General features: G+C 36.2%; 12 protein-coding genes. 8 read left to right on the top strand and 4 right to left on the bottom strand.

Annotation, left to right across the window (positions count from 1 at the left end):
* Positions 1 to 14: 14 nt before the first annotated feature.
* Positions 15 to 1,544, bottom strand: coding sequence for a helicase HerA-like domain-containing protein (locus C8J95_RS02680; RefSeq protein ID WP_107807500.1), 1,530 nt, complete (start codon positions 1,542 to 1,544; stop codon positions 15 to 17).
* A gap of 152 nt (positions 1,545 to 1,696) precedes the next feature.
* Between C8J95_RS02680 and C8J95_RS02675 the strand changes: the two genes are divergently transcribed.
* Together C8J95_RS02675 and C8J95_RS02670 are read left to right on the top strand one after the other, a co-directional pair.
* Positions 1,697 to 2,047: a hypothetical protein gene (locus tag C8J95_RS02675; RefSeq protein WP_255412705.1), complete on the top strand. Its 351-nt coding sequence runs from the start codon at positions 1,697 to 1,699 to the stop codon at positions 2,045 to 2,047.
* Between the two features lie 138 nt (positions 2,048 to 2,185).
* Positions 2,186 to 4,168 (top strand): TonB-dependent receptor domain-containing protein, encoded by a 1,983-nt coding sequence (locus tag C8J95_RS02670; protein WP_255412704.1) that lies wholly within the window; start codon positions 2,186 to 2,188, stop codon positions 4,166 to 4,168.
* A gap of 35 nt (positions 4,169 to 4,203) precedes the next feature.
* Here the strand turns inward: C8J95_RS02670 and trxA are convergent, their stop codons facing one another.
* From trxA to C8J95_RS02655, 3 genes are read right to left on the bottom strand one after another with little or no spacing between them, the layout of a single operon-like run.
* Positions 4,204 to 4,503, bottom strand: a complete 300-nt coding sequence (gene trxA / locus C8J95_RS02665) for a thioredoxin (RefSeq protein WP_107807498.1) — start codon at positions 4,501 to 4,503, stop codon at positions 4,204 to 4,206.
* 5 nt (positions 4,504 to 4,508) lie between these two features.
* Entirely contained in the window at positions 4,509 to 4,886 is a 378-nt protein-coding gene (locus tag C8J95_RS02660; RefSeq protein WP_107807497.1) for a rhodanese-like domain-containing protein, read from the bottom strand.
* Positions 4,868 to 6,271 carry a rhodanese-like domain-containing protein gene (locus C8J95_RS02655; RefSeq protein WP_107807496.1) on the bottom strand — a complete coding sequence of 468 codons (1,404 nt, stop codon included), beginning with the start codon at positions 6,269 to 6,271 and terminating at the stop codon, positions 4,868 to 4,870. The genes C8J95_RS02660 and C8J95_RS02655 overlap by 19 nt, the downstream gene beginning before the upstream one ends.
* A gap of 232 nt (positions 6,272 to 6,503) precedes the next feature.
* Between C8J95_RS02655 and C8J95_RS02650 the strand changes: the two genes are divergently transcribed.
* The 6 genes from C8J95_RS02650 (at position 6,504) to C8J95_RS02625 (ending at position 13,142) form a co-directional block, all read left to right on the top strand.
* Positions 6,504 to 9,239 (top strand): carboxypeptidase-like regulatory domain-containing protein, encoded by a 2,736-nt coding sequence (locus tag C8J95_RS02650; protein ID WP_185124583.1) that lies wholly within the window; start codon positions 6,504 to 6,506, stop codon positions 9,237 to 9,239.
* Between the two features lie 93 nt (positions 9,240 to 9,332).
* Positions 9,333 to 9,794, top strand: coding sequence for a hypothetical protein (locus C8J95_RS02645; protein ID WP_107807494.1), 462 nt, complete (start codon positions 9,333 to 9,335; stop codon positions 9,792 to 9,794).
* A gap of 98 nt (positions 9,795 to 9,892) precedes the next feature.
* Positions 9,893 to 10,588 carry a MotA/TolQ/ExbB proton channel family protein gene (locus tag C8J95_RS02640; protein ID WP_024563795.1) on the top strand — a complete coding sequence of 232 codons (696 nt, stop codon included), beginning with the start codon at positions 9,893 to 9,895 and terminating at the stop codon, positions 10,586 to 10,588.
* 7 nt (positions 10,589 to 10,595) lie between these two features.
* Positions 10,596 to 10,997, top strand: a complete 402-nt coding sequence (locus C8J95_RS02635) for a biopolymer transporter ExbD (protein ID WP_009090321.1) — start codon at positions 10,596 to 10,598, stop codon at positions 10,995 to 10,997.
* A 9-nt stretch (positions 10,998 to 11,006) separates the two neighbouring features.
* Positions 11,007 to 11,882, top strand: coding sequence for a ferric siderophore ABC transporter substrate-binding protein (locus tag C8J95_RS02630; RefSeq protein ID WP_107807493.1), 876 nt, complete (start codon positions 11,007 to 11,009; stop codon positions 11,880 to 11,882).
* A 15-nt stretch (positions 11,883 to 11,897) separates the two neighbouring features.
* Positions 11,898 to 13,142, top strand: coding sequence for a folylpolyglutamate synthase/dihydrofolate synthase family protein (locus C8J95_RS02625; RefSeq protein ID WP_107807492.1), 1,245 nt, complete (start codon positions 11,898 to 11,900; stop codon positions 13,140 to 13,142).
* Positions 13,143 to 13,145 lie beyond the last annotated feature (3 nt).

Raw genomic sequence — 13,145 nt, 5'->3', positions numbered from 1 at the left:
TTAATTAAATAAAATTATCTTCTTTTTTTCAGTCCCAGCATTCCGAAAAGCATATTCATACCTTCCCTTACGATGGTATTTCCTACAGATTTTGCTAATGGACTTTTAAGAACCTGGTCAAACATTCCGGGTTCCGGTTTTGGCTGTCTTCCATTTGAAGACGGAGCCTGTTGTTGATTCTGAATCACCTGATTCATTCTGTTACTAAGAATCTCATATGCAGATTCTCTGTTTATTGCATCTTTATATCTTTGTACCAAAGAAGAAGATACAACCAGATTATCTATTTCCTGTGGTGTAAGGATATCCATTCTGGACTCCGGAGAAATAAGGAATGTATCTACCAAAGGTGTAGGAATTCCTTTTTCATCTAAAGCCGTTACAAATGCTTCACCAATCCCAAGGTTCTGAATAAGTTCCGATGCTTTATAAAACTCCGTTGTAGGATAGTTTTCAACCGCTTTATCTATTTCCTTTTTATCTTTAGCTGTAAAGCCTCTTAGTGCATGCTGAATTTTTAAACCAAGCTGGCTCAAAACGCCATCCGGAACATCCCCCGGCACCTGAGTAATAAAGTAAATCCCTACACCTTTAGAGCGGATTAGCTTTACAATAGTCTCAATCTGGTTCAACAGTGCTTTAGACGCTTCTTTGAATAACAAGTGAGCCTCGTCTATAAACAACGCAAATTTCGGTCTTCCCTTATCTCCCACTTCTGGAAATTTATCAAAAATTTCCGCCAGTAATGATAACATAAATGTAGAAAACAACTGTGGTCTGCTTTGTAAATCGGTTACACGCAAAATATTAATAACTCCCAAGCCATTTCGGGTTTGTAACAGATCTTCTACTTCAAAGGATAATTCTCCAAAGAATTCTTTTGCCCCTTGCTGTTCCAAAGCAACAATAGAACGTAGTATCGCACCTAGCGATGCCGAAGCGATACTTCCGTAATTACTACTTAGTTCCGATTTTCCTTGTGGATCATCTGTAACATATTGCAATACCTTCTTCAGATCGTCTAAATCCAGTAACGGAAGAGCTTTATCATCACAATATTTAAAAATAATAGACATGATACTCGACTGGGTATCATTTAGTCCTAAAATTTTGCTTAGTAATACAGGTCCAAATTCGGTTACTGTAGCTCTTAGTTGCACTCCTTTCTCATCGGAAATGCTCATAAATTCTACAGGGAATGCCTGTGGACTATATGGCAGTTGTGTTTTTGCATAGCGCTCCTGGATCTTAGCATTGTTTTCTCCTGCAGCTCCCAATCCGGACAAGTCACCCTTAATATCCATAACCATGGATGGGATCCCATTACGGGAAAGCTGCTCTACAAAAACCTGAAGCGTCTTTGTTTTTCCGGTTCCTGTTGCTCCTGCTATAAGCCCATGTCGGTTTACTGTGCTCAAAGGAATACACACATCCACTTCAGGAACTACTTCTCCATTAAAAATACCTTTCCCTAGTACAATATGTTCACCATTGCACTGATATCTAGCTGTAAGCTCCTGAATAAATTTTCCTTTATCTGCCATCTAAAAATATTTTTGACGGATAAATTTAGAAATTTTGGGTGAAAACAGGACATATTTTTTAATATTGAACTATTTTTCTCTTGACAAAAATCATTAACAATCCTCATAACAAAGGGAATATTAATCGTTAATTTTGCATAGAATTAATTTTCTTGAAAAGACTTACTCCATATTTATTTAGTTTTATCTGCACCCTTCTTGTTTTCCAGAAGACATGGGTATGGGCAGAATATAAAATCAATATGGACTGGTATCTTGAAAATTGTACCAATAAAAATAAACCGGAACTGCATTGTAACGGAAAATGCCAACTGAACCAAGAAGAAACTCGCAATCCTAATTTTACATGGTTAAAAATAGCTTCAGAATTTATTGGATTGCCAGCCCTTGAAACTTCGGTTTCTATTCATAGGATCTTACCTGTATTTCAAGAAGTTCCTCATAAAATCCAGACTCTGTTATTTGGATTTCTGCGCCTGCATCTAAGGCCTCCCGTATTATAAGTTTAATTTCTCCGAATATATAAACATGTACAAACCGTACATCGTTTATTTCAATCTGGTTATTCTTCTAATAATCAGACATCATCATTAAACTTATTATAACACATTATGATATTATCCAATAAAAATATCGCTGTCGTGGCATTTTTAAGCCTTGGCGCAAGCAATATATACGCTCAGAAATCAGATTCAATACTTCAGCAAAATATTGAAGTAGTACGTATTCTCAAAAACAACACCAGTAAAAAAATCTCTGCAAATCATTCTGATTTTCTAAATCATGATGCCGGAAATTTCCTCACCAATCTTCCGGAAATCAGCGGACGTAGAATTGCCGGAAGCTATGCAACAGATCCTGTTTTAAGAGGATTTAAATTCGAGCAGCTTAATATTGTCAATGACGGATCTCTTACAAGTATACAAGCCTGCCCAAGCAGAATGGATCCACCTGCAAGTCAGGTAAACCTAAACCTTGTGAAAGAAGCTGAGATCTACAAAGGTCCGTATCAATTCCGGTTCGGGAATTCTTTCGGAGGCACCATTAATTTTGTAAGTATTGATCCGAAGTTTACTGAAAAACCTGCTTTTAGCGGCAGACTTTCTACCGGATATGAGACCAACGGATATGGAACACGCAATGAGCTTCTTACCCGTCTTTCTACTCGCAAATTCAATATAGACTTGTTTGGCTCTTATCAAAAAGCTGATGATTATAAAGACGGCAATGGTAATAAAGTCCCTTCTGCTTTCGAAAGATATAATATTGGCTCTCGGGTATCCTATCAGTGGAATGATCATAATGTAACAACCGCACAGGTAACAACTAATCAGGCCAGAGATGTAAAGTTTGCAACCGGAATGATGGATCTTCTAAAAGATAATACATGGCTATACTCTCTAAAGCATGATATGACTTTCCAGAATTCTGTTTTCAAAAAATTAAGCCTGAGCAGTTATTTATCAGAAGTAGATCATACCATGGGAGCTCCTGACATGAGTATGATCTCCAGAATAAAAAGCAGGTCCGGAGGTGGACGTGCCGAACTTAAATTACAGTGGGATAACAATCTGCTTTACACAGGTGCCGATTTCCGTCATGACGGAGAACGGGAAGTTCCGCAGGAAATGAATATGTCGCACGGTGGAATGCCCATGAAAAGTTATAGCACCTGGCAGAATGGACAAATAAACCGTTTAGGCTGGTTTAATGAGTTCCAGCGTCATTGGGGAAATAATAAAATTACGGCTTCTTACAGATTAGATTATTCTCATTCAACTGCTAATGATCCTTCCCCTCTTTTTACTACATGGTATGGGGATAAACTTTCAACAAACCAGACAACACACAGCTTTAGTCTTTCTTACAACAAAGTTTTAGACCAGCATCAGCAGATAACTGTATTAATAGGTCGCGGAGAAAGAAGCGCGGGTATTACTGAACGCTATATAAGCTTCTTCCCTCTTGGGAACGATTTCTATCAGTACCTGGGAAATCCTTTCTTAAAATCGGAAAAAAACTATCAGATAGACTTGGTATATTCTTATAAAAAAGACAAGTTGAGCTTCCAGATGGATGCTTTTTATTCCAGATTGAAAGACTTTATATCCTCTGAAATTTCTACAGATATAAAACCTACATTCCCGATGTTTAAAGGAGTCCGTCAAATGATAAATATAGACAATGCTTATAAAGCTGGTATTGAAGGATCCGTCCAGTGGAATATTACAAATTATCTGAGAACCGAGGCAGCAGCAGCTTATACTTATGCAAAAAATATGAGTCAGGATGTTCCTCTTCCTGAAATCGCACCATTAGAAACACGCTTCCGACTAGAAGGAAACTTCAATGTATTCATTCTGGGTGCAGAGATGCGATACACTGGACAGCAAAACAGAACAAATCCTTTATTTGGAGAAATCGCAACGAAAGATTTTACGCTGTTTAATATTGATGCCCGTGTTGAGGTATTCAAAAACTTCAATGCTACATTACAGCTCAGAAATATTTTCAACAGAGCCTATACTGAATATCTAAATAAAACCTCAGCCAGTTCAGGTTATACCCAAAGGTTTATCTCTCCCGGAAGAAATCTTGCAATAACCTGTTCCTATACATTTTAAATAAAAAGAGCCTGAAAAATCAGGCTCTTTTTATCTTATATATATTTTTTCAGTTCTGTTGTCAGACTGTTTACATCCATTACACCACTCTGTCGGAACAACAACTCACCTTTTTTAAAGAGTAGTAATGTCGGAACACTTCTCACCCCATATTCTGCAGCTATAGACTGGTACTGATCTATATCTATTTTTACAATTCGGGCTTCCTCTTCTACATTCCGTTTAACAGTATTTAAAACTGAAGACATTACTTTACATGGCTGACACCACGTTGCAAAAAAGTTTATTAATACCGGTCTCTCTGACTGAATAAGTTCATTAAATTTTGCTGACATTTTTCTCAGTTTTTAGTTTTATTCTTTTTTACCTCAAAAACATTCTGATAAGAAGTTCCGCTATAAACATCCGGCACGTTATTTTTTTGTAACAGATCTTTTGCTTTTCCTGCTCTTATTCCGGTGCGACAAAAAACAACAATGTTCTTCTTACCTCGAAATTCAGATAATCTGTTTTCAATCTGATCCAGCGGAATATTAATAGCTCCTTCTATTTTTTCAGCATTATATTCCTCCGGAGTACGGACATCTACTAAAAACGTTTTGTTATCATTTACAAGCCTGCTTATTTTTTGGTTCTCTGTTTTTGGGGTTACCGAACAGGAAATCATGCCACCAAATAACAGAATAGTTAGTATACTTCCTACAATTTGCTTTGACATACAAAATCCGTTGTTGGCACTTCTGTTAATTTAATCTTACCAAAACCACCTTCCACTTCTGTGAAATTACGGTAACCTCTTGCCTGTAGAATACTTGCTGCGATCATACTTCTGTAACCACCTGCACAGTGCAGGAAGAAATGTTCTTTTGGATCAATATCCTTTATCCATGTATTGATATACGCCAAAGGACGGCTAAATGCATCTGCTATATGCTCTGCAGCATATTCACCTTCTTTTCTTACGTCTATTACTTTAGCATCCTCTGTATATCTTTGAGCAAATTCTTCAGGGGTAATTCTATCCACAGAATCAGTTTCTTTTCCAGCTGATTGCCATACCGGAACACCGCCTTTAAGATACCCTAATACATTATCAAAGCCTACGCGACTAAGACGGGTAATAACCTCCTCTTCACTTCCTTCATCTGTCACCAATAATAGCGGCTGCTTTACATCTACTATCATTGCTCCAACCCATGGTGCAAAATCTCCTTTCACTCCGATATTTACAGATTGAGGAATAAAGTTTTTATAAAATTCTGCTGCAGGTCTTGTGTCCAGAATCAATGCTCCTGTTTCATCTGCCGCAGCTTCAAAATCTTCTGCAGATAATGGCTTAAGCCCTTGTTCAAGAACATGATCAAAACTTTCATAACCCATCTTGTTCATAGCAACATTCATAGCAAAATATCCTGGTGGCGGCGTTAATCCATCCGTAACTTCTTTAACGAAAGCTACTTTATCCGGCTGATTCAGTGCATAATTAGTTTTCTTTTGATTTCCCAAAGTATCTACCGTTTCCTTTTGCATATTTTTACCACAAGCACTTCCGGCTCCGTGAGCAGGGTAAACCGTTATTTCATCTGATAAAGGCATAATCTTATTCATCAGGCTATCATAAAGCATTCCTGCAAGATCTTCTTGTGTAAGATCTTTACCTTTTTGTGCAAGATCTGGTCTTCCAACATCTCCTAAAAACAAAGTATCTCCTGAAAACAGAGCTGTTTCTTTTCCATTCTCGTCAATAAGGAGATAGCATGAACTTTCCATCGTATGCCCGGGTGTATGCAATACTTTTATCCTGATATTACCTACCTCAAAAACTTCCTCATCTTTAGCAATGGTTGCTTCAAATTCAGGTTTTGCAGTAGGTCCATAAACGATGGCTGCTCCTGTTTTACCACTTAAATCAACATGCCCTGACACAAAGTCCGCATGGAAGTGAGTTTCGAGAATGTATTTTAGCTTCGCATTGTCCTGTCGTAATTTATCCAGATATGGCTGCACTTCTCTTAATGGATCTATAATTACTGCTTCTCCCTGAGATACAATATAGTAAGCTCCTTGTGCAAGACATCCTGTATATATTTGTTCTACTTTCATTTTAATTTAATTTATTATGAATAAAATAGCCATCTAAAGTACAACTTTTGCGTCAAAGACCATACCGTAAACTCAATATATAACATGACTTTTATTGTTATTTTCCACATTTTCCGAGGCTATATTTAACTTTATGCATGATCATTTATCTTAACTATTATGAAATTTATTTATTTTTATCTGTAACAAAGTCACAATTTCGTTTACTAATTATTTAGTTATAAAATTTGATATGAAAAAACTCTTAACTCTTTTGTTCTTCATGGCAACCTTTTTCCTGTTTGCACAGAAGACTATTTCCGGAAAAGTTTCGGATACTAGTGGCAACGGAATTGCAAGCGCAAGTGTCACTATCGAAAACCCAGATAACCCTGTAATTATTGCTTACGGAATTACCGACAGCAAAGGAAATTATAAAATTGTCTTCAACACAGATTTATCCAAAATCAATATAAAAGTTAAAGCATTCAATCAAAAACCACAAACTAAAGAAGTTAGCAACCAGGATCAGACCGTCAATTTCAGTCTTGCATCTGATGTTACCGAAATAAAAGAGGTGGTACTAAAAACTAAACTCATCACAAAAAGAGGAGATACAATTGCGTATGACCTGAAAGCTTTTGCCAATAAAAATGACCGTGTTTTAGCAGATGCACTTAAGAAAATCCCAGGTATAGACGTTAATAAAGACGGAACAATCTTGTACCAAGGTGAGCCACTTAATAAATTCTATGTCAACGGAAAAGATTTAATGGAAGGAGGCTATGGCACCATCAACAATTCTTTACCTATTGATGCCATTGGTAAGGTAGAAATTATGGAAAATCACCAGCCTGTAAAAATTCTTCAGGATAAAGTTCCGAGTGATCGTGCAGCGATTAATATCAAATTAAAAAAATCTGTAACCATGACTGGCCGAGGAGAAATAGGATTAGGAGCCTCTCCTCTTTTATGGAATGTAAAATTAACACCAATGCTCTTTACCGATAAGATACAATGGTTATTTAATTATAAATCCAATAATAATGGTGAGGCCGTAGAAAATGAAGGAAACATATTGTCTTTTGGAGGCCGCTATGAAGGTATTAGAAGAAACATTAGCCAAAATAATTGGCTGAATGTGGACAATTCTGATGCGCCAAATATTCCGCAAAAAAGATATTTAATGAACAGCGTTCACTATCTCTCCGGAAATCTACTAACAAATTTGAATAAAAATAAAGAATGGGAGTTCAAAGCCAATGCTAGTTATACTAACAATGCTGTAGAAAGAGAGTCGTATAATGAAACGCAATACATACCTCAGTTTAACCAAGGGGCAAAAGTAACAAATGCAATTAAAAACAACTTTTATACAGATAAAGTAAAAGGAGAAGTTATCTTCACTAAGAATGCTAAAAAAGGCTTCTTTAAAAACACCACAACTTTCTCCCAATTCTGGAATGCAGATCGTGCTGTTATTGACAGAAGTATCAGTCAAAGCTCTGGATTTATTGCGAATCCTGCCAATGAAGCCTTAGAATCGCCTACAACAAGTTTTCAAAACTCCTTGAGTACGATTATTCCTTGGAAAGAAAAGTTAATTAATGTCAGATCTTTTATCAATTATCAGACAGACAGACAAACACTTCGTGTAGATCCCATTAAATTTACAGACAAACAGTCTTTTGATTCTTCAGGGAAGCCTATTTTCACACCTATATTTGCATATTCACCTAACGCAAAAATTGCAGAACAATATTTAAGAACTAAAACTTTTGAAACCAACAATGCAGTAAATGTTAGTTTCTCTGCTAAAAAATGGACATTCACTCCAGAGATTGGGATCTCATATATAAGTAATAAATTGAATACAACTCTGTTTGGTGTTGATAATAATGGATATAGAGAAAATTATGGAGATGACTATTCCAATAACCTGGAATTCACCAACACAACTCCAACAGCTTCTACCCAGATTAATTATAAAGGATCAAACTTCAGTATGTATCTAACGCTTCCTGTTAACTTTAATAATATTAAAGCAACAGATCCTGCAAGGAAGGTAGCAATCGATCTTCAAAAAACTACATTTGAGCCTAGTTTATTTGCTCAATATGAATTTGCATCATTTTGGAAAGCCTCTGTTAGCGGTAATATTAATTATAATTTCGGGACTATTAATAGTGTATATGCTGGCTATATATTACAAACGCCATCAAGCCTTATAGCAACAGCTGCGGATGGTGTTTTATCCCAAAACAGAGTGCAGTCATCAGGAGCGAGAATAGAATATAGAAATCCTTTGAATAACTTATTCTTTAATATACGAGGCAGCGTTTCCAATACGAGAAATAACCTTATGGCAAATACTTCTTACAATGGGGGAAACGTAACACTTGCTTATATTGTTAGAAATAATGATATTAATACTAACTCACAAAGCTTCGAGGTAGGTAAATATTTCCCTAAGTTTAAAACAAATGCTTCTGTAAGTTTTACAAATAGCAACAACAAGTCTTTAAGCTTAAATGATAATATTCTTCAACGCTCTAAAAACAACAATGAAAGTATAGCATTCAAATTTAACAATGCTTACTTCAGCTGGATGAGTCTAGATTATACAATGAACTATGGATGGGGAAATAACCTGTATACAACACAGGGAAGAGAGACAACTGTAAAGTCTAATAACTGGACTCAAAATCTAAACTTAATATTCTACCCTATCGAGAATCACTCTATTGGATTTAACTGGGATCAGACAAATTTCTCCCAAGGTGGACAAAGTTTTCAAAACCCATTCTATGATTTAACTTACCAATATACATGGGCTAAAAAGAAAATAGATTTTGAAATAAAGTGGTTAAACATCGCCAATACAAAGACATATGAACAAATAGGAAACAGCTCTATTGGTACTACATACAGAAGAATGTATATCCGTCCAAGCCAGATTATGTTTACGGTGAAATTTAATTTTAAATAATTTTGAAGCCTTGTATCTTGTCTGAAAAAAAATGTTTTTTATCTTTGTTCCATATACTGATTATTAATTAACTAAAAGCATTTAAACTATCCTATGAAAGGGATTTTGAAAATCTACCATCCGGAAGAGATCCTTAAGTACAATATTAAAAGTAGTTACTGCAAGGCAGTCTATAGTAATAAGCAAAACTTCCTGGAAGTAGAAATCATTACGGATGATGATCTGGATCACGTTGATGACGACTCTTTGCAGTATAATTTTCCACAGCTTTCTTTAAGCATTTCGGACTTCCCTATTGATACAGACAAACTTGTAGGGCAGACATTCAATGTGAATGATTCTGAAGAAGAAACCTATTGTGGTGTAAATTTATATGATGACGAAGATGCCTTCATCCATGATAATGAGTTGAAATTCTCTAAAGATGAGAATGGAGATCTTCAGTTAATCTGGCAAGGAAACATAGATGATTTTTATACTTTTTCGGACGAACCAATTGCCTTTAAACTAAAATGTCACTTTAGACAGGATACTACCGAGGCAGACGACGAATAAGAGTAAAATTTAACTTTTCCGTAAACAAGTATTCTAATATATTGTTCTCAACAATATCTATAGGAAACTTGCGTTTTAAAATTTAAACAAATTCATTAATGGCATTTTTAGAAATATCAACCATATTGCAGGCACAGACTCAGGTGGCGGCAACAACCCAGGAATTTTCTTTCTGGAAAATAATGTTCCACGGTAATATATTTGCCAATGTGGTAATGATAACCGTTTTATTACTGGGTATATTCTCTTTTTACCTGTTTTTGGAAAGATTCTTCTTTATCAAAAGAATGTCTTCCAATACCGATCCTAATCTTATGAGAAATATTGAAGATTTCTTAAAAGACGGAAAGGTAGATGCAGCGATAGATTATTGCTCCCGTCAGGATTCTCCTGAAGCCAGAATTCTGGAAAAAGGGCTTTCCCGTATTGGCCGTCCGGTATCTGACATTGTAAATGCGATGGAAGGTCAGGGACAAGCTGAGGTTGCTAATATGGAAATGAATCTTAACTTGTTGGCAGCTGTACCGAGTATTGCACCTATGTTAGGACTTTTAGGTACCGTAATCGGGATGATATTAGCCTTCTTCAATTTGTCTAACTCTACAGGTTCATTCTCTCCGAAAACACTTTCAGAGGGTATTTATACAGCATTAGGACAAACAGCTACAGGTCTTGCAGTGGCAATCCCGGCTAACTTCTTTTACAACCTGTTGCTGACAAAAATTGACAAATTCATTCTGAAGATTCAAAACTTGTCTGCAGAGTTCTTAGATATCATCAACAAACCTTTGTAAGAATATCATGAAAATCTCAAGAAGAAATAAAGCAAATCCTGAATTCAGTTTGGCAGCAATGACAGACGTTATATTGCTGCTTCTTATATTTTTCATGATCACCTCTTCTGCAGCCAATCAAAATGCAATAGATGTGAAACTTCCTAAAGGAGAAAGCGAGGCAATGGATATTCCTAATCCTTTGTCTGTAAGCATTAAACCGGATGGATCTTATTTTATAGATGAAAAACAAGTACAGAGAAACGAACTGGAGAGCCTTATTGTAAACAGATTACAGAATGTAACAAGTCCATCTTTTACAATAAGAGCCGATAAAGACTGCTTACATAAAGATGTAGTTTTCGTTATGGAAATTGCAGAAAAGCACAAATACAACATTGCGATCGCCACTACTACAGAGGCTGAATAAACACAAAAGATGAGTTATTTCTCAGTAAATAAAAAGGAAGAAAGAAAAGACAAACTAAAAAGTGCTGTAATAACCACTATAGTTTGGACTACACTCCTGCTTTTTATTGCACTGTATTCCGTTAAAGTAAACTTCCCGAAAGAAGCTGAAGTTATTAATACAATGCTTGTTAATTTCGGTGACAATCGCAATGGTAACGGAACTGAAGAGCCTAAAGAACAGGAAGGGAGCTTTGCACCTCTCGAAACCAAACCTGTTGTAGAAGAGGAGCCAGTAAAAGAAATAGCAAAGCCAGAGCCACCTATTGAGGCTAAAGAAAAAATTATTACAGGTAAAAACGAAAAAATACCCGTTGCCAAAGTAGACAAAGCAGAGAAAAAAACGGCTACCAAGTCTTCTGTTAAAGAGACTAAAAAAAGCGACGCAAAGAAAACGACTACCGGAAATACTAAAGCCGATGGTCCTAATAAAAAACAAGGAGCAACTGGTGATGGAAAAGGAACCGCAGCTATAGGAAATCTGCTAAAAGGACGCGGAACAAAAGATGGTTCTCAGGGTGACGGTGGAAAAGCCGGAAATGCAGGGGATCCTTTAGGCGGAGATGGTAATGGCGACAGCAAAATCGGAGTTGACAGAAAACTTACCGGCTATATTCCTGGTACCATGGGACGTGGCGGTGCTCAGCCCGTACATTCTTGTAAAGCATCAGGATCTATTACACTGGCTTATACTGTAGATAAAGCTGGAAATGTAATATCTGTAAGACGTTCAGGGGGTATTTCGGATCCATGTATCGTCTCTACTTCTATCCAGTGGGTAAAACAATATGTAAAAGCTGAAAAAGCTAACTTCTCCTCTACCGGAGTATATCGCATCACTTTCTAAACCGATGAAATCATCATGACAAAATCTGAATATCAAGAAGCCCTGGAATGGCTTTTTGTACAAATGCCTAATTATCAAACTGATGGTATAAAGGCTTATAAACCCGGATTAGATAATATTATCCGACTTTGTGAATATTTTGGGAATCCACAAAAGGAACTTAAGATGGTTCATATCGGTGGTACTAATGGCAAAGGGTCTACCAGCAATATGCTGGCATCTGTATTACAGGAAGAAGGCTATAAAATCGGATTATACAATTCTCCTCACCTTATTCATTTCACGGAAAGAATAAAAGTAAATGGAAAGAATGCGAACGACGAGTTTGTTTATGATTTTATTCAAAAACTGAAAAATCTTCCTGAGGAAATAAAGCCTTCATTCTTTGAGTTTACAACCATTATGGCATTCGAGTACTTCCGGCAACAGAACGTGGATTTTGCCATTATAGAAGTAGGTTTAGGAGGCAGATTAGATGCAACTAATATTATCTCGCCTATACTTACAGCTATTACCAATGTTGCGCTGGATCACACCAATATTTTAGGCAATACAAAAGAAGAGATCGCAACAGAAAAGGCAGGAATTATAAAAACAGGGATTCCTATTGTTTCTGGCGACGAAAATCCATCGGTAAGGAATATCATCCAACAAAAGGCAAATGAGCTTAATGCTAAGTTTATAGACGCTACAGATTTGGCTCCTGAATTAAACTCCGATTTAAAAGGAACTTATCAGAAAAATAACATCAGAGTTGTTCTGGCACTAGTCGAAGAACTACGTCATCAGAATATTTCTATTTCGGAAGAGTCTTTAGAAAAAGGTCTTTTGCACGTTCATAAAAACACCAATTTTATTGGTCGTTGGTTTGAGTTTTCTCAAAGTCCTCTTACTATTTGTGACACCGGGCACAATCAGGCGGGATTGGAATATGTATTTAACCAGTTGAAAACCTATTCTCAGTCAAAACATATTGTTCTTGGCTTTGTAAACGATAAAAATATAGACGATGTAATTCCTTTGCTTCCAAAAAATGAAAAATTTTATTTTGTAAAACCATCTATTCACAGAGGGCGAAATCCTCAGGAATATGAAAGCCTTATCAAAAAAGAAAATCTAAACTATCAGATATTCAATAATGTACAGTCAGGTTATTTAGCTGCTAAAGAAAATTGTATTTCAGACGATATGATCTTTATTGGAGGAAGCAACTTTGTTGTTGGAGATTTTTTAGAAAAAAATTTGGCAATTCACGAATAAGTT

It is taken from the genome of Elizabethkingia sp. YR214 (assembly GCF_003058195.1).
Lineage (GTDB): Bacteria > Bacteroidota > Bacteroidia > Flavobacteriales > Weeksellaceae > Elizabethkingia.
This window is presented reverse-complemented; position numbering and strand designations above follow the sequence as displayed.

Excerpts from the sequence above, each read along its gene's own strand:
- C8J95_RS02640 (WP_024563795.1), top strand. The coding sequence starts at position 9,893 with ATGGCATTTTTAGAAATATCAACCATATTGCAGGCACAGACTCAGGTG.
- C8J95_RS02625 (WP_107807492.1), top strand. The coding sequence starts at position 11,898 with ATGACAAAATCTGAATATCAAGAAGCCCTGGAATGGCTTTTTGTACAA.
- C8J95_RS02645 (WP_107807494.1), top strand. The coding sequence starts at position 9,333 with ATGAAAGGGATTTTGAAAATCTACCATCCGGAAGAGATCCTTAAGTAC.
- trxA (WP_107807498.1), bottom strand. The coding sequence starts at position 4,503 with ATGTCAGCAAAATTTAATGAACTTATTCAGTCAGAGAGACCGGTATTA.
- C8J95_RS02680 (WP_107807500.1), bottom strand. The coding sequence starts at position 1,544 with ATGGCAGATAAAGGAAAATTTATTCAGGAGCTTACAGCTAGATATCAG.
- C8J95_RS02660 (WP_107807497.1), bottom strand. The coding sequence starts at position 4,886 with ATGTCAAAGCAAATTGTAGGAAGTATACTAACTATTCTGTTATTTGGT.
- C8J95_RS02650 (WP_185124583.1), top strand. The coding sequence starts at position 6,504 with ATGAAAAAACTCTTAACTCTTTTGTTCTTCATGGCAACCTTTTTCCTG.
- C8J95_RS02635 (WP_009090321.1), top strand. The coding sequence starts at position 10,596 with ATGAAAATCTCAAGAAGAAATAAAGCAAATCCTGAATTCAGTTTGGCA.
- C8J95_RS02630 (WP_107807493.1), top strand. The coding sequence starts at position 11,007 with ATGAGTTATTTCTCAGTAAATAAAAAGGAAGAAAGAAAAGACAAACTA.
- C8J95_RS02655 (WP_107807496.1), bottom strand. The coding sequence starts at position 6,271 with ATGAAAGTAGAACAAATATATACAGGATGTCTTGCACAAGGAGCTTAC.